The organism is Ardenticatenales bacterium (assembly GCA_020634515.1).
Classification (GTDB): domain Bacteria; phylum Chloroflexota; class Anaerolineae; order Promineifilales; family Promineifilaceae; genus JAGVTM01.
Window position 1 is genome coordinate 252,073 of the sequence record JACKBL010000008.1, and the last position, 17,963, is coordinate 270,035.

Sequence of the window (17,963 nt, forward strand, 5' to 3'; positions counted from 1 at the left end):
AGTCTGCACTTAGTAACCGTCCGAAAACAACGTCACACTTTTTACGGACGGTTACTGCCAAGCTATCGAGGATAGCCGCTGTCCACACATTTCCGCTCTGAAGTTGCTCGTATCGCTGTTCATGCAACGGATTGATGCCGGCAGATTGTCGCAAATTGCGTCGTTTCTGTCGGACAAGTTACGGGACATGGATGTCAATGTACTCCGGGAACGGTTGAATTTGCGACAAGTCATTCTCAAAAATGATCAGATCTTCATCCTGATGCGCTTCTACAAAGCCGCCAAACTTGTACGTTACATACATCATCCGATTACGACCATTGGGAACAAACTCCGCCCGCAGCCGGGCGCCTGCGGCTTTTGCCTGTTCCATGACATAGGTCATCATAATCGTGCCGACGCCACGAGACATGACGCGGCACGACATCAACAAGAGTTTTACAGTCCAGAACGCGGCTCCTTTATCCACCAGAGCCAGGCCGATTGTGCCATAGGTTCCATACTTGTCGTCCAGACTGGCAACGAGGAGAAGGTGATCATCACTCTGGCGCAGCGCATCCAATTCATCATAGGAGTAAGTGTAGCCTGTGGTGTTCAACTGATGGGTACGTATGGTCAGTTCTTCAGCCCGCTGTAAATCTTCTTCGCGCGCCCGTTTTATCTTGAAAACCATTCCTAATTGGGCAAGGAAGGATTCGCTGGGGCCTGTGAAGGAATGTTCCGCTTCATTCCGTCTAATGTCGCCCTGGTACATCTGGCGACGCAACCTCGACTCAGGCGTTATAAAACGGGGCTTCATCATAGGCATGTCCACAATAGCGCCCACATCAACGGCATCAATGCACAAGACCTGCGGCAACGCGTGGTTGACTTCTTCTCGTTCGAACGGTTGATCATCAATAAAGGCAAATGTGTCTAAACCTATGTTTAGGTTCCGGGCGATGTTTTCAATGGAGCTGGATTTAGCATTCCAGTTGATTTCTGGGTATAGGAAATAGTCTTGAATACCCAATTCACCCAATTTCGCCACGGCTGTGTCATGATCGTTGCGGCTGGCTATCGAAAGCAAGATACCTCTTTCATCCAGCGTTTGCAGTGTTCGCAGGGCGTTTTCTCGTAAAGTGACATTGCTGTCTTCCAGCAATATCCCATCCCAAAGCGTGTTATCCAAATCCCATACCACGCATTTGATGGACTGTTTTTCCTTCCGCGCTTTCGAAATTTGTTCGTTTTTCAACATGGATAAACCTCCAGGGTTTGTAATTACTAATGCGCTCTGGAGATTGGCCCAACTTCACCAGAGCAAATTGGTCCAATCTGGCTTGGCAGTTACTACCCGATTTCTTGACGGTTCATAACCCATTAGACGGGCAAACCGATTACACGACGTTGTGACGCATGGCAATTAGCCATAAGCATTCTTAGCAATCATGATTTGTTGGATTTGTGTGCTGCCTTCGATGATTTCCATGACTTTTGCATCTCTCAGATACCGCTGCACCGGATAGTCCGCGCTGCACCCGTTTGCTCCATGAATCTGGACAGCATCGCTGGCGGCCTGTACCGCCATTGTCGAAGCAAAATACTTTGCAATCAGAATGCTGGTCGTCGCGTCTTTGTCTTCGATCTCTTTTTGATAGCCAGCCTGGTAACATAGCAATCTTGCCGCCTGAACATGGGTGATCATGTTTGTCATCATCTGGCGAATTAGCTGGTGATTCTTGAGTTGCGTGCCAAATTGCTGCCGCGTCTGGCTATATGCCTGAGATGCTTCAAGGCATGCCTGCCCAATTCCAACTGAGCCTGTCGCCACGCTGTAGCGCCCGATATCCAGAGCCGAGAGAGCAACTGTCAAGAAGCCGAATCCCTTGCCGCCAATCAGGTTTGTCTTCGGGACTTCACACTGCTCAAAGCGCAGTTCGGCTAACATAGACGCCCGTGTGCCTAACAGTCCGCGAATGGGCGTAATGGACAAACCTGGGGTATCCCGTTCTACGAGGAAAGCGGTGGGCTTGCCCTCACATTGGGCAAAAACCACGAATAGATCGGCTATTTGCGCAAATGTAATCCACTTCTTGCATCCGTTCAGAAGATAAGACTCCCCTTTAGGCACGGCCGTCGTTTCAATGCTTTTGGCGTCGCTTCCGACGTTGGGTTCGCTGAGCGCAAAGGCGCCAATCTTTTCGCCTGTAGCGAGTTTGGGCAACCAGCTTTCTTTTTGCGCGGCGGTCCCCCATCGCAGAATAGCGTACGAGAGCATACTGTGTACAGTCAGCAGACTGCGCACGGAAGAACAGCCTCGTCCTAACTCTTCGTTTAGCACGCCGAATGTGATCAGGTCGGTGCCCATCCCTCCCATTTCGTCAGGAATAATCGCGCCCAGATATTTCTTTTGCGCCAGTTTTTGGATCATCTCTTGAGGAAGCATTTCCTGGCGGTCAAATTCCGCGGCGTAGGGGAAAACTTCCTGATCAACGAACGCTCGAAAAGCAGCCTTGCTAGCTTGTTGTTGTTCTGTTAATGCCAGTCTCATAGCCTGTTCTCTGGTTTTGCTGCCCCACTTACATGGGCTTGACGGCCAGCTTTCGTTCCACGAAGCTGGTTAGCGCATTGATGGTACGAAAATTGTCGAGTTCCAAATCTTCATTTTCAACAGTGATGGCAAACTGTTGCTCTATGAAGACGACTAACTGCATGGCAAATAGCGAATTCACAAAACCAAGAGCAAAGATGTCCTCGTCATTTTTCAGGTCGTGGTTTTTGAAATGCCGGGAGAGAAATTTTTTTACTTCAGATTGAACTTCCATGCTTGAATCTCCGTTTTTTTGATTGTTTTGGCTGACTACTAACGCTCTCTGGAGAATGGACCAATTTGGTCATCTTCACCAGAGAAAACTGGTCCAATCTGGCTTGGCAGTTATCCAGATCAATAGGTGTAGAAACCTTTTCCATTCTTGCGCCCATATAGGCCGGCATCTACCATCTTTTTCAGCAACGGGCAAGGGCGATACTTGCTATCGTTGTAGCTTTCGTATAGTACTTCGATGGAGTACAGGATGGTATCCAGACCAATGAGATCCGCTGTTTCCAGTGGCCCCATCTTATGCCCAAAGCAACTGCGGAATATCTCGTCTACATCCGCGGCGCTGGCAACCTGATCCTGGACGACATAGGCAGCTTCATTCACGGTTAACATCAAGACCCTGTTTGACACGAATCCGGGCATGTCGTTCACGACTACACACGTTTTGTTCATGCCGGCCAGAAACGCTTTGGCGGTGGCTACTGTTTCTTCAGATGTGTGATAGCCACGAATAACTTCAGCGACATCCTTCATGGGGACCGGATTCATGAAGTGCATTCCAATGATGCGGTCAGGGCGGTTGGTCCAGGAACCGATACGGGTAATGGAAATGCAGGATGTATTCGCGGCGAAAACGCACCGATCTGGGCATACGGAATCAAGTTTTACATAAACAGGTTGCTTGGCTTCTGGTTTCTCAATGATGTTTTCGACAACAAAATCGGCATTTGCAAGCAGATCGTATTCAGTTGTCAAGGTGATGCGTTCCAGGAGTTCATCAAGAGAAGCCTGGCTGACTGATTGCCGCAGCAGACGGGCCATGCGAAAGTTGTTGCGAAGCTGGACTCTTGCGTTTTCCAGGGCAGTCGCGGAATTGTCAATGAGCGTGACGAAGTGACCTGTGTCCGCCAGGTTTTGGGCAACGCCGACGCCCATCACGCCGGCGCCAATTACGCCTACATGTTCAATTTTCAAGGTTACACCTCCTAATACTTCAAGTGTAGGTTGTTGTTGCGTAACGACTAAGCCAGATTGGAGCAATTCTCTCTGGTGAGAATGGCCATTGAGCGCGTGAAATTGGCCCAATCTCCAGATAGCGTTGGTCGTTACGTCGCCGCATCGTCGGGCATGTTTTCTAGTTCTTCAATAATCGCCAGTTCGACCGCTACAGCCAGGTTGGAAACGGTGGGCGACGACAGAATCAAAGCCAAAGGGATATGTACCTGGAAAGTTTGCCGTAACCGGGATATGACTTGTATTGCCAGCAAGGAGTGTCCCCCCAGCTCAAGAAAGTTATCGTGAATGCCGATCGGCTCAATACCCAGGAGTGGTTGCCATATCTCCACGATGAGCCTTTCTGTTTCATTTGTCGGCGGCGCGTAAGCAGTCATCAATTCTGGCCTGGGGTGGGCCACGATTGTTTCGTTGCTTTCCGCGGCAGCCTGGTGAATGGATAACATGCGTACCCATTGGTCAATACGTGTCTCCAGGCTGCCAGTGGAATTGACAATCTGCGTTAGGAATTGAGAAGCAATGATGCGCTCAAGCGCTTCCAGTGCTGCCGCGGGTGGCATATCATAGATTGCCACGGTGGCCCCCATGCCATCGTGCAGGTCGGCGCGCGTGCGCCAGGTGTCCCAGTTTACGGCTGTCCACCACTGGCTGTGGTGGCGGTTGTGTTGGTGTGTGAACAGGTCAATGAAGTTGTTGGCAGCCGCATAGCCGGCAAATCCCAGCCCGCCTAATACGGAGGATATAGAAGAGAAGAGGAGGCAAAAGTCAAGCGTCCGATCCGCCAGCGCTGTTTCTAGCACGTATAAGCCATGCGCTTTGGAGCGGAAATGTGCTTCGCAGGCGGCGCGGGTGATTTCGTGAACAGACGTGAAAAAAGCATCACCGGAAATGCCGGCAGCGTACAAGACGCCATGCAGTTTTTCGTATCGGGCATCTACCTGGGTCAATAGATGCAAAACCTGCGTGGCGTCGCCGGCGTCAGCCTGGGCAACCCACACTTCAGCTCCCAATGATTCCCAGGTCATAAATTGGCGGATTTGTTGGCTGGTGCGGTCCATTTCATCATGGGTTTTTAGCCAGTTATCCCATTCGTGACGGGCAGGGTAGGGAGAGCGTGTGGTCAGAATCAATTTCGCCTGCCAGGTTTGGGCCAGGTGCTGCCCAATGGTCATCCCTACCGCTCCGAGTCCCCCGACAATCAGGTAGACGCCTTGTTGCCGCCAGGTTGGACGGGACTGAGGTTTGTCCAGATAGATAGGTTCGAAAACTTGAACCCATCGTTTATTTCCCCGGTAGGCCACCGCCAGTTCATTGGGGCCATGGGTAAATTCAGCCATGAGCCGATCCGTCAGGCGTGCTTGCGGCAAGACGCCGTCAAGCGGGTGGATAATGTCAATGGTATGGGTAAAAATGCTGAGATTTTCCTGGGCAATGACACGGCAAATGCCGGCAATTGTGCCCTTCGCCGGTTCCAACTGTTCAATACCCGTTACTGCCTGCGCCTGGCTGGTGACTACCCAAATATGCAATGAGTCCGGTTGTCTTTCGATGGCCTTCACCAGGTTGAGCAGGCTGTAAAAACCTGTCTCCTGAGCTTGCGCAAACCTGACTCCCGTATCCATGATGCCAGAAAGATCCTCGATTCCCCATAAATGCACAACCTGTGTTGGCGTGCCCGGCAAGGTGCGTAGCAGATCACGATAATGACGGGGTTCCTGTGGATTGATAGTGAACAGGTCAGACGCCACGGCACGGAACTGCGACCCGGCCCGTACCCGCGCCACCGATTGCCCTGCCGCCACCAGCTTCTCGGCCAGCAGATTTCCTAATCCCGCCGCATCTTCGAAGAGGAGCCAGAGCGCGCCGTCCGGCAGCACGTCTTTCCCCATCTCCCCGTTGATTTCTCTTTGTTTCCAGGTTGATTGATAGAACCACTCGCCGATGTCGGCTTTCTTGCCTTCTGGTAGCGCAGCGGGGACAGGCAGCGTGCTGGTATTGGGTTCTAGCCAGTAGCGTTGACGTTCAAATGGATAGGTGGGTAGCGACAGTCGGTGACGAAACTCATGAGCGTAAAAACCCTCCCAGTCAATCGTTGCGCCTGCCAGCCACGCTTTTCCCAGCGTCGTCAGCAAGAAAGCGCTACTTGACTGTTCATCGTAATGATAGGGAAGTGTCGGCAGAATCATAGCCGCCTGGGCCATTTCACATGCGGAATGCTGGCGCACAAACGCCCCCAAACTCTGACCCGGCCCTACTTCCAATAGCAGCCGGTCTTTGTCTTTTAGCAGTTCAACCAGACTGTCGGCAAAACGTACTGGCTGACACATGTGCCGCACCCAATAAGCGGGATCCGTTGCTTCACTCTCGCGGATCCAGGTTCCCGTCAGGTTGGAAAGATAGGGAATTTGTGGCGCGTGTAACGTCACGGTTTGGGCCAGCGCTTCCAGGTCACTGGCCACCGTCTCCATCATTGAGGAGTGGAACGCCTGCGTAGTTGGCAGCCGACGGCAAGCGATGTCTCTCTGATCCAGGAGTTGCTTTAGCTCTACGATCAAGGGGAGCGGCCCAGACAAAACAGAGATCGAAGACGTGAGTACGCCGGCCAGGCATATGTTTTCATTCAGATACGGCTGTATCTCTTTTTCAGACAGTGCCACCGTTAACATGGCCCCCGGATCCGTAGAATCAATGAGCCGCGCCCGCTCCGCTACAAGTTTGATGGCATCTGGAAAAGAAAGCACGCCTGACAGGCAAGCTGCCGTATATTCACCCAGGCTGTAGCCAATTAAAGCCTGGGGTTTCAGTCCCCATTCCATCAGGAGTTGCGCCAGGGCATACTCCACGACAAAAACAGCAGGTTGGGCCAGAACCGTTTGCCGCAAAGGCCCCGTTTGCGCCGCTACCTCGTCCGTTGATGCCAGCATACGACGCAAATCCAAAGGCTGTGGTGACGGATTTCGGATGGATTCCGTGTGGTTGGGATAAAGAAGCTGGCGTAAATCAGTAGACAGGTAGGGTTGCAGTAGACGAGCGCCTTCATCCACCCAATGGCGAAAAGTAGGTTCTGTCTGGTACAACTCTTGCCCCATACCCGGGTAATGGTCTCCCACGCCAGGAAACATAAACACAACCGGTCGCTCTTGATAGGTTTGCTTGATGGTGAAGACACGGCGTGGATCGGCCATGGATAGGGCCGTGGCTGCGTCTTCGGCGTCGGTGCATACGACCATGCGCCGATGGTTAAACACAGCGCGCCCTACTTGTAGCGTATACGCCACGTCTGGCAGATGGATTGATCCGGCCTGCAAGTAGTCAATCAAGTTTGACGAGGTTATTTCCAGGGCCGCGGCTGTTTTGGCGGAAAGCAGTAGTAATTGGCATGGGCGAGAGGCTGTTGCCGGCAGCGGCGGCGGCGCTTCTTCCAATACAACATGTACATTGGTGCCTCCCAGGCCAAACGAACTCACGCCCGCCCGTAAGGGGTCGCCGTTTGGAGAAGCCCATTTACGGAGTTTTGCGTTGACGAAGAAGGGGCTGTTGTCCAGGTCGAAGTCGGGAAGGGGCTTCTCGAAATTCAGGCTGGGGGGCAACAGCTTGTGATGCAGAGCAAGTGAGGCTTTGATCAGGCTGGTGACACCAGAAGCGCGATCCAGGTGTCCGATATTCGGTTTGACGGAACCAATAGCGCAGAAACCACATTTGTCTGTTTGCATTCGGAAAGCCCGCGTCATTGCCGCCAACTCCACTGAATCGCCCAAAGGCGTGCCCGTTCCATGCGTTTCAATATAGCTGATAGATTCCGGGTGAACATCGGCGTTTTCCAGGGCTTCCAGAATGACAGTCGCCTGACCGTTTAATCCAGGGGCTGTGTAGCCAACGCGAGTGATGCCGTCATTGTTTGTGGTTGAACCCCGGATAATGGCGTAAATGTGGTCTCCGTCGGCCAATGCGTCGGTTAACCGCTTCAGCGCCACCACGCCAACGCCACTGCCATAAATGCTGCCGCTGGCGGCGGCGTCGAAGGAGCGGCACTCACCATCAGGAGATAGAATACTGCCTTCTTCATAGAGGTAGCCGGTGCGGTGTGGCAGTTGGATAGCCGCGCCGCCAGCCAGGGCCATATCGCATTCGTATGCCAGCAAACTCTGGCAGGCTAGATGAATGGCAACCATGGAAGTGGAACAGAATGTCTGTACGGTCAGGCTGGGACCTTTTAAGTCTAGCTTGTAGGACACCATGGTTGCCAGCGCGTCGGCGTCGTTGCCGCTGGCGATTTGCAGCATCCCGACCAGTTCGACGATCTGGGGGTTGGCGTACAGGTTTAGTCCGTGATAGCTGGAGGGATGTTTGCCGGCAAAAATGCCGATGACGCTATTTGACCTGCCGGGAATGTGCCCGGCGTCTTCCAGGGCGTGCCACGCATTTTGCAGAAATAGACGAGATTGCGGGTCCATCACTTCCGCTTCGCGCGGGTTAAAACCAAAGAATGAAGCATCAAATAACTCAATGCCATCCAGCACCATGCCTGCCTTCACGTAGTTGGGGTTGCGCAAAATCTCAGGCATCACGCCAGCCTGCAATAACGCCTCATCCGAAAAGTGGCGCGTTGCCTTTTTTCCATTAACCAGCAAATTCCAAAAAGCGTTTATGTCTGGGGCGTCAGGAAACTGCCCCGCCATGCCGATGACGGCCAGAGATACGTCATAGGTAGTATCTTGCAAACTTTCTTCACTCATTGCGCTTCTCTTTCTTCTATTTGCGTGCCCGTCGTTGAGCGGCCTGCCGTCGTTTGCCGCCGCGCTCCAGTCGTTCGGTGAATGAGATGTTCTTTTCTTCGCGATCCTGGTCCAGGTATTTGGCCAGTTCCCCGATAGAAGGCGCTTCATACAAAACGTGAGCGGGAATCTTGGCGATGTTCAACTCCTTTTTAAGGCGATTGGCCAGATCGATCCCCACCAACGAATTGCCGCCCAGGTCAAAGAAGTTGTCGTTAATGCCAATCTCGGAAATGCCCAAAATGTCTTCCCATACGGCGGCAATAGTCCGCTCCATTTCGTTTCGTGGCGCGGCGTAGGATGTGCCCAAGGCGGGGCGAGGATATTTGGCCCGCGCTTGCCGTTCCTGCCGCCCCATCTCTAGGATTGTCTCTACGGTGAACGTCAGACTGCCTTTTATGACATCGTGGAAATCTGGCGGCGACACAATGACGTGGGGCATTCCTCGCGCCAGCACACGCGCAAATGCCTCTTGCCCTTCGCTAAATGAAATACCATATTTTTGCCGGTTGGCCTGAAAAGCTTGCTGCACCTCCGCGCCAAACCCTTCTAATCCCTCTTGCCAGGCATTCCACTGCCACTCATTCCAACCAATGGAAAGCGTCTTTTGCCGCCGCCCCACTTGCTGCCAGGCGTACGCATCCAGAAACGCATTAGCCGCGGCGTAATCAACTTGACCGGGACCGCCGCCGGTTACCGAACTGATAGAGGAAAACAGAGCCAGAAAATCCAGGTCAAGGTCTTTGCAGACGCGCTCCAGCACCAGGGTTCCCATAACTTTGGGAGCCAGTACGGTGGCGATGGCGGCCATTGTTTTGACTTGCATGATGCCGATGCCGGGCAAGCCGGCGGCATGAACAATGCCGTGAATCTCACCAAAGCGGGTTAAGATTTGTTGCATGGCGCCTGCCATTTCGGTTTCATTGGAGACATCGGCGGCAATAACCATGACTTCGGCGCCCAAGGCTTCCAAATGCTGCACTTGGGCAATTTTGCGCCCAATGCCGCTTTCATGACCTTTGGCGGCCAGAATGTCGGGCCAAGCGGACCGCTCTGGCAGCGGAGACCGCCCCAACAACACCAGGCGCGCCCGCGCTTTCTGGGCCAGATACTCGGCCATTGCCAACCCAATCCCGCCCAAGCCACCTGTGATCAAGTAAACGCCGTGCGGTCGCAGTCTTGATGGTTTGTTGGCTGGGAGGGGGGGGAGTTTCATGCCGGCAAAAGCTTGCACCCACCGTTGATCATTTCTCAGCGCCACCGTCCTATCAGAGAAGTCTGCCGCCGTCAGCTCGCCCAGCAGATTGTTAAACAATGCCTGTGCTTGCCAACTGCCCGGCTCTTCCACGGCGACATCTATTAGACGGCAAGAAACGCGCGGGTATTCCTGAGGGATCACCTTGCAGGGGCCAACAAGGGCAGCCTGAATGGCAGACACGGCATCATTCCCGGTTACACGGAAAGCGTGCGACACAATCACAGACAACTGGTAGGACGACAGATCCATTTCGCCCATCGCTTTGGCCAGCCCTATCAGGCTGTATAAACTGTGCTGCAAGGTCAATCCCGCCGCGTTGACGTCAATGGCATCCAAACTTTCGGTCGTAACTCCCCACATGTGAACGATATTTGTGGGCGTGAGTTGCTGCTCTATCAAATGGCCGATCAGTTTCCCGTAATCCGTGAACGCGGCTGGTTGGAGTACAAAGTGACGCTCATCTAGTTGCGCGAAAGCGTCGCCGGCTTCAACAATAATCACGGGGTGTTGTCGCGCCCGCAGCCAGCCGGCCAATTGATCTCCCAAGTCATGCGCGTCCGTGAACAAAAGCCAGCAGGCATCGGGCGCAGGCGCCGCCGCGTCATGGGGAGGCGTTTGATTCCATGTGGGCAGGTAGAACCAATCTTCCAGGGGTTGTCGCTCCGTTTGGGTTGCGGCAACCTGCCCTGTTTGAGGACGTCCTTCCAGCCAATACATGTGGTAATCAAAGGGGTAAGTAGGTAACGCCAGACGGCGGCGCGTTTCTTCGTTGTAGAAATGGCTCCAATTTGGCTCAATCCCCAACAACCACAGTTTCCCAACAGTACCCAATAAAAAGGGCAGTGATGATTGGTGGTTGTAGGCATTGGGCATGGTGGGCAGCACCAGCGAGAGTTGCTCGCGGCTACAGTCTGGATGTTGTTTGACAAAAGAGGCCAACGCCTGCCCCGGTCCCACTTCCAGTAAAACCGTATCTTTGTTCTTGAGCGCTACCGTCAGCGAATCAAAGAACGCAACAGGCTGGCACATATGTCGCGCCCAATAATCTGGACTGGTCGCCTGGTCTTCGGTGATCCAGGTCCCGGTAACATTGGATAAATAAGGGATGCGGGGCGGGTTTAAGGCGACCATATTGACCAGGTCCGTTAACCGTCCGGTCAGGGGCAGCATCATGTGGGAATGGAACGCATGTGTGGTGTCCAGCAGGCGAACGGCTATCTCTTGCTCACCCAATTGTGTTTGCAGTCGGGCGATGGCTTCAGGCGCGCCTGCCAGCACGCAAGTGCCTTTCCCCACATGCGCCGCCAACGAAATCTCTTCATTTAGGAATGACTGAATCTGTTCTTTGGGCAACGATACGGCCAGCATCTGGCCAGAGGGTAAGTTCTGTATCATTTGCGCCCGTTCCGCCACGAGTCGCAGCGCATCATCCAACGACAACACGCCCGCCAGGCAAGCGGCGACATATTCGCCTAAGCTATAACCAATCAATGCTTGTGGCTGAATCCCCCAAGACATTAGCAGACGCGCCAACGCATATTCGATCACAAAGGTGACTGGCTGGGCCAGCGCGGTTTCATAAAGCCGCTGCGCTGCTACAGATGTCTGTTGCCCGTTACGGCGCAACATGGCGCGCAAATCATAGCCGTGGTCGCCATTGGGTGAAGGGTCATCTGGTTCCCGTGGCGGGTATAGCAGGTCAACCAATTCAGCCCCCAGGTAAGGGTACAGAATCTGACTGCACTGCTCGACGATTTCGCGAAACAGGGGTTCGCCTTCGTAGAGGTCACGCCCCATTTGTGGATAGTGGTCGCCCACGCCAGGGAACATGAAGATTATCTGGCGGTTAATGGCCGGCTGGTAGTGAGAGAAAAGCCGACGTGGGTTCAGGGATTCCAACATTTCCAGCGCATCGTTGCCGTCTTTGACGACAACCATGCGGCGGTGTTCAAATGGATGTCGCCCAACGTGTAAGGTGAAAGCCATGTCTGGCAAGTTTGTGTCCGGGTTTTGGCGGAGATAGCTGGCCAGGTTTGCGGTGGCTTTGTCGAGGGCGGTTTCGGAGCGAGCCGATAGCAGCAGTAGCTGCCAGGGGCGGGAAGGGCCGGAAATGGTCGGGTGTGGTGGTTCTTCCACAATCACGTGGGCATTTGTGCCGCCCATGCCTAAGGAGCTGACCCCGGCACGGCGGGGCGTGCCATTGCGCGGCCACTTTGTTAGCTTTGTGTTGACATAGAAGGGGCTGTTGGCAAAATCAATCTCTGGGTTGGGCTTCTCGAAATGCAAACTGGGCGGAATGAGGCCGTTTTTCACAATCAAGGTTGTTTTGATTAAGCCGGCAACACCAGACGCCCGATCAAGATGCCCCATGTTTGTCTTTAGTGAACCAATAGGGCAGTACTGTCGTTTTTCCGTCGTCAGCCGGAACGCCTTACTCAAGGCAGTTACCTCAATGGGATCGCCTAGTTGGGTAGCTGTGCCGTGGGCCTCAATATAGCCAATAGCTTCAGCGGATAAGCCGGCGTTTTCCAGGGCCGTGGCAATTACGTTTGTTTGACCTTCCACGCCGGGGGCGGTGTAGCCAACCTTCATTAGTCCATCGTTATTGATGGCCGTGCCCTTGATGACGCCATAAATGACGTCGCCATCGTCCAGGGCGTCTTCCAGGCGTTTGAGGACGACAATGCCCACGGCATCGCCAAATAGCGTGCCATCAGCCTGAGCGTCAAAAGTGCGGCAGTGTCCGTCCGGGGATTCCATACCCCCTTTTACATAGATGTGTCCGGCTTTGACCGGCACGCGCACGGAGACGCCGCCAGCCAATGCCATGTCACATTCACCCTGCAACAAGCTTTGGCAGGCCAGATGCGTGCCGACCAATGAGGTGGAGCAGAATGTTTGTACCGAAAGGCTTGGGCCTTTTAAGTTCAGCTTGTAGGAAACGGTTGTGGTTAGTGAGTCAATGTCGTTGCCAACGGCAAGCTGGTACGAAGATTCATACTCTCCCAGCGTCGCCATAATGGTGGGGTCGTTCATGATCTGGCGTACATAGAAGCTGACGTTGGTGCCGCCATATACGCTAATAAGGCCGGGGTAATTCAGAGGATCATATCCTGCTACTTCCAGCGCCTGCCAGGCGCACTCTAAGAAGAGCCGATGTTGTGGGTCGGTCAGCTCCGCTTCGCGGGGGCTATAGCCGAAAAAGGAGGCATCGAACAAGCCGGGATCCGACAGAATTGGACGTGCTTTCACATAACGTTCATCTTGCAGAACCGTTTCGGGAATGCCGGAGGCCTTTAGCTCTTCGTCAGAGAAAAATGTTACCGATTCCACGCCATTGCACAGGTTGTCCCAGAAAGTTTGCACGTCGTTGGCGCCTGGAAACTTGCCAGCCATGCCAATAATGGCTATGTCCGAATCGCCTATCGTGACCCGTGCTTGTTTGCGCCGCTCTGTTAACCGAAGTTGCCGTGAATCTTCTTCTGGTTCGCTTTGTTCTGGTTGTAGGTATCTGGCTAGCGTGCTGACTGTGGGGGCCTCGAATAGAGCTACAACGGGTATTTGCATGTCAAGGACTTTTTTCAGCCTGGCAATAACCTGCAAACCAATGAGTGAGTTGCCGCCGAGGTCAAAGAAGTTGTCATGAATGCCAATTTTGTCAATGCCTAATAGCGATTGCCATACTTGGGTAATCTTCTCTTCATATTCATTGGAGGCCGGTTGATAGGCGGTGCCGAGATTGGGGCGGGCGGAGCCGGATGCCGTGGTTGTTTGCTCACTCCTTAATGATTCCAGTTTTATCCATTGGCGAATTCTTTCGTCTAAATCGCCGGTGGATTCGATAATGTGTGTATCTACTTGATTTGCCAGGATTCTTTCGAAGGCCTCCGCGCCTTCCGCTGGAGACATTTCATACTCCGCGACGGTTTTGCCTAGTATTTCATGCTGGTTTGCGGACACGCGCCACGTATCCCAGTTGACGCTTATCCATTTGGTCTGCGCGGTGCGGTTGTGCTGGTAGGTGAAGGCGTCCATGAAGATGTTGGCGGCTGTGTAGGCCGTGAAGGTCAATCCGCCTAAAACGGAGGAGAGGGACGAAAAGAGCATGAAGAAATCAAGTTTCTGGTTGGACAGGAGTTCGTCTAGCACGTAGAGGCCGTATATTTTAGGCTGGAAGTGCCATTCGCATTGGCGGGGACGGATTCGTTGGATGCTGTCGAAAGCGCGGCTATGGGAAATGCCGGCAGCATGTAACACCCCATCGATTTTGCCAAACTGGGCGACAGCCTCCGTTATCACCTGTTCCATCTGGGCTTTGTTGCCTACATCCGCCTGTGCGAAGAGAACGCGCCCCCCTTTTGCTTCAATCGCCTGGATGCGGCGAATGCGGTGGCTTGTGACGTCTGTTTTATTGTGGGAGTCTAGCCAGCTCGCCCACTTTTCCCGCGGTGGCAGCGGGGAGTGCCCCACCAGTACCAGGTTAGCTTGATAGGTTTGGGACAGATATTCGGAAAGAATCAAGCCGACACCACCGAGGCCGCCCGTTATAAGATAAGTTCCTTTATGGCGTAACGCGCTGTGGGATTGTTTTTCCAGGCGCACGGGTTCGTGCTCGCGAGTGAAACGTATTCCGCGGCGATAGGCTGTTTCCAGGTCGGTTGATGGGGCCGTCAATTCGACGAACAATGCGGCTGCTGTTTCGGGCAAGGTGGCGCGCAGGGATGCCTCATCAATATCAATTGTGCGGCATGTCATGGTCAACCCTTCTTGCAAGATGGCCCGGCAGGCGCCTAGTATGGTGGCTCGCTCTGGGTAAGGGGCTTCAGTGTCCATTACGGGCTGTGCATTGGCGGAAACAGCCACGATTTCCAGTGGATCATTGATGTTTTGCTCGCTTAGCGCTTGCGTCAGGTAGATCAAGCTGTAAAAACCATACGGTTGGGCCGCGGCAAACCGGGCTGCGCCTTGCAGGGTAGGGGGATGATCGGGGGATGTGTTCCACAGGTGGACGATCTTCTCCGGCACCTGGTTACGTGTTCGCAGGGTGCGAATCAGAGAGAAGTAATCGGCTGGTTGGTTGGGACGGATCGAGAACAAAGTGTCTGACAATTGGGCAAACTGCTCCCCGGCTATTACGCGGATGGCTATTGACCCCTTTTGCGCCACACGTGCAGCTAACTGTTCACCTAGCCCGTTGCCGGCATCGAAGAACAACCAGCGGGTGGGTATTTTTCGTTGCGCTGGCATGGGCGGCAGTTCAGTGATACGCCAGACGGGTTTGTAAAACCAATCGGCCAGGTCTGCTTTTTTCTTGGTGGCGACCGCCGGCGGAGAGGATGCACCCGTGGCATTGAAAGATACGCCCTCTTTCGCCTCAATCCAGTATCGCAGCCGGGCAAAGGGATAAGTCGGTAAAGAGAGGCGCTGGCGCGTTTCGTGTTGGTAGAAGCCGTTCCAGTCTACTTCCACGCCGCTTAGCCACATTCGCCCTAAAGTGGACAAAGCAAAGGCAAGTGCCGGCATATTATCATAAGCGTGCGGCAGCATGGAAGCCATAAGTTGCCGCTGCTCTGGTTTGCAGGCTGGATGCTGCTTGACAAAAGACCCCAACGCCTGCCCTGGCCCCAATTCCAGGAAGAACTGCTCTGACGTCTGTAACAGGGCTTTTGTGCCCGCGGCAAATTGCACGGGCTGGCAAAGATGGCGCGTCCAGTAGGTAGGATCGGTGGCCTCCGCGTCCGTAATCCAGTCACCCGTGACGTTGGACACATAAGGGATTTGGGGAGGATTCAGCGTGACAGTTTGCAACAAGGCCGCCAGATCGCCAATGATAGGCGTCATCATCGCCGAGTGGAAAGCGTGTGTGGTCGGCAGCGGCCGGCATACAATATCCTTTGCCGTCAAACGCTCCTGCAGCGCAGCGATTGCCTGGGGAGGGCCGGCGAGGACGCAAGTTGTTGGCGTAAGTTCTCCTGCCAGGGAAATATCGTCATCCAGGAATGGGCGTATGTCTGCGAATGGCAGCGCCGCCGTCAACATGCTGCCTTTGTCCAGCGCCTCAATCAACCGCGCCCGGCGCGCTACCAGCATCAACGCATCTGGCAGCGACAGCACATCCGCCAGACAGGCCGCCGTGTATTCGCCGAGGCTGTAACCAATCATGGCTGCCGGTTGTATCCCCCAGCTCATTAACAACTGCGCCAGCGCGTATTCGACCACAAACATAGCGGGCTGGGCTAAAACCGTCCGCGAAAGGGGATTCGCCTGGATGTCCTGGTATTGCTGACTTAGCATACCGCGTAAATTGGGCTTTACCTGGGCTAAGGACTGCTTCCGGATCGGTTTGTCTCGCTGGGGATAGAGCACCTCGCGCAGGTCAATCTCCAAAAAAGATTGTAAGATGTCGCAGCAAGTATCAACCCATTCTCTAAAAACTGGCTCCGTTTGATACAGTTCCTGCCCCATACCCACATAGTGGTCGCCGACTCCGGGGAACATGAAGACGACGGGGCGGTCACGAAAAGTCTGGTTAGCCGTTAGTACGCGCTGCGGATCGGCCAGCGATAAAGCGCGAGCGCCATCCTGGCTGTCGGCGCAAACCACCATGCGTCTATGATTAAAGGCGACTCGTCCCACCTGCAACGTGAAGGCAATGTCGGCCAGACTGCTTTCCGGGTTTTGCTGCAAGTAGTCAACCAGGTTGGAGGTCGTTACCTCCAGCGCGCCCTCTGTCTTGGCCGAAAACAAGAGTGGTTGGTAAGGGCGCGCGGCGCCGGGCGGGGGCGGCGGTGGCGCTTCTTCCAAGACCAGATGAACATTCGTCCCGCCCAGTCCGAAAGAGCTGACGCCGGCGCGCCGCGGCCAATTTCCGTTTGATCGCCAGGGTTGCAGCGTTGTATTTACGTAGAAAGGGCTGTTCTCCAGTTCGATTTCTGGATTTGGCTTTTCAAAATTCAGGCTGGGGGGCAATAGTTTGTGATGCAGTGCCAGGGTTGCTTTGATCAAATTGGCCACGCCAGAGGCGCGATCCAGATGCCCGACATTTGGCTTGACCGAACCAATCGCGCAAAAACCCTTCTGATCGGTTTGCAGGGCAAAAGCCTGCATCATGGCCGCCAGTTCAATGGAATCTCCTAGGGGTGTGCCGGTTCCATGCGTCTCGATGTAGCTGATGGTTTCCGCTTTCGTGCCGGCAACTCCCATCGCTTCGGAAATAACAGCCGCCTGTCCATTTAAGCCTGGCGCCGTGTACCCCACGCGCATGATACCGTCGTTGTTCGTTGCCGACCCGCGAATGACGGCATAAATATGGTCTTTATCTTCCAATGCGTCTTCTAATCGTTTTAGCACCACGGCGCCGACGCCGCTGCCCATAATGCTGCCGTTGGCATCTGCATCAAAAGAACGACACTCCCCGTCAGGGGATACAATCCCGCCTTCTTGATAAAGATAGCCGGCGCCTTGTGGCAGGGAGGTGATGGCCGCGCCGCCAGCAATGGCCATATCGCATTCAAAGGCGGACAGGCTTTGGTAGGCCAGATGGATGGCCAGCATCGAGGTGGAGCAGAAGGATTGCACGGAAACACTGGGACCCTTCAAATCCATGCGATAGGCAACGATAGGGGCCAGCGAGTCGTTTTCATTGTGAATGTTTACCTGTAATTCACCGACTAGCTGCACGAACTCAGGATTCGTCGTCAGGTTGCGCCACATGTAGAGGGGAAACCCCTTGCCGGCAAATGTGCCAATTAACCCGCCATAGGTTTCCGGGTTATGGCCGGCATCTTCCAACGCCGTCCAGGCGCACTGGAGAAACAGACGTGTTTGTGGATCGACGCTTTCCGCCTCGCGCGGCGTAAAGCCAAAAAACGCGGCATCAAACAGTTCTATGTCTGCCAGCACGCTTGCCTTTTTGACGTAATCCGGGTTATTTTGCAGTTCCAGCGGTACGCCTACCGCTGCCAGTTCTTCGTCGGAAAGGGTCTGGATTGACTTGACGCCGCGCGTCAGGTTGCGCCAGAACTCACCGACCGTGCGCGCACCTGGGAACTGTCCGGCCATGCCAATAATGGCAACGGCGCCATCTGGAACTGAATAGTTAGCATCTAGCATG

General features: G+C 54.1%; 6 protein-coding genes. All 6 read right to left on the reverse strand.

The window, feature by feature from the left end; all coding sequences use genetic code 11:
* Positions 1-178: 178 nt before the first annotated feature.
* Complete coding sequence (locus H6650_19960; protein MCB8954287.1) at positions 179-1,240, reverse strand: HAD-IIIC family phosphatase; 1,062 nt, start codon at positions 1,238-1,240, stop codon at positions 179-181.
* Between the two features lie 165 nt (positions 1,241-1,405).
* Positions 1,406-2,533: an acyl-CoA dehydrogenase family protein gene (locus H6650_19965; protein ID MCB8954288.1), complete on the reverse strand. Its 1,128-nt coding sequence runs from the start codon at positions 2,531-2,533 to the stop codon at positions 1,406-1,408.
* A 28-nt stretch (positions 2,534-2,561) separates the two neighbouring features.
* Positions 2,562-2,807 (reverse strand): acyl carrier protein, encoded by a 246-nt coding sequence (locus tag H6650_19970; protein ID MCB8954289.1) that lies wholly within the window; start codon positions 2,805-2,807, stop codon positions 2,562-2,564.
* A 119-nt stretch (positions 2,808-2,926) separates the two neighbouring features.
* The gene (locus H6650_19975; GenBank protein MCB8954290.1) at positions 2,927-3,772 is read right to left on the reverse strand and encodes a 3-hydroxyacyl-CoA dehydrogenase family protein; all 846 of its coding nucleotides are present in this window, start codon (positions 3,770-3,772) and stop codon (positions 2,927-2,929) included.
* Positions 3,773-3,909: 137 nt separating this feature from the next.
* Positions 3,910-8,553, reverse strand: coding sequence for an acyltransferase domain-containing protein (locus H6650_19980; GenBank protein MCB8954291.1), 4,644 nt, complete (start codon positions 8,551-8,553; stop codon positions 3,910-3,912).
* A gap of 16 nt (positions 8,554-8,569) precedes the next feature.
* Positions 8,570-17,962, reverse strand: a complete 9,393-nt coding sequence (locus tag H6650_19985) for an SDR family NAD(P)-dependent oxidoreductase (protein ID MCB8954292.1) — start codon at positions 17,960-17,962, stop codon at positions 8,570-8,572.
* Between the last annotated feature and the right edge of the window lies 1 nt (position 17,963).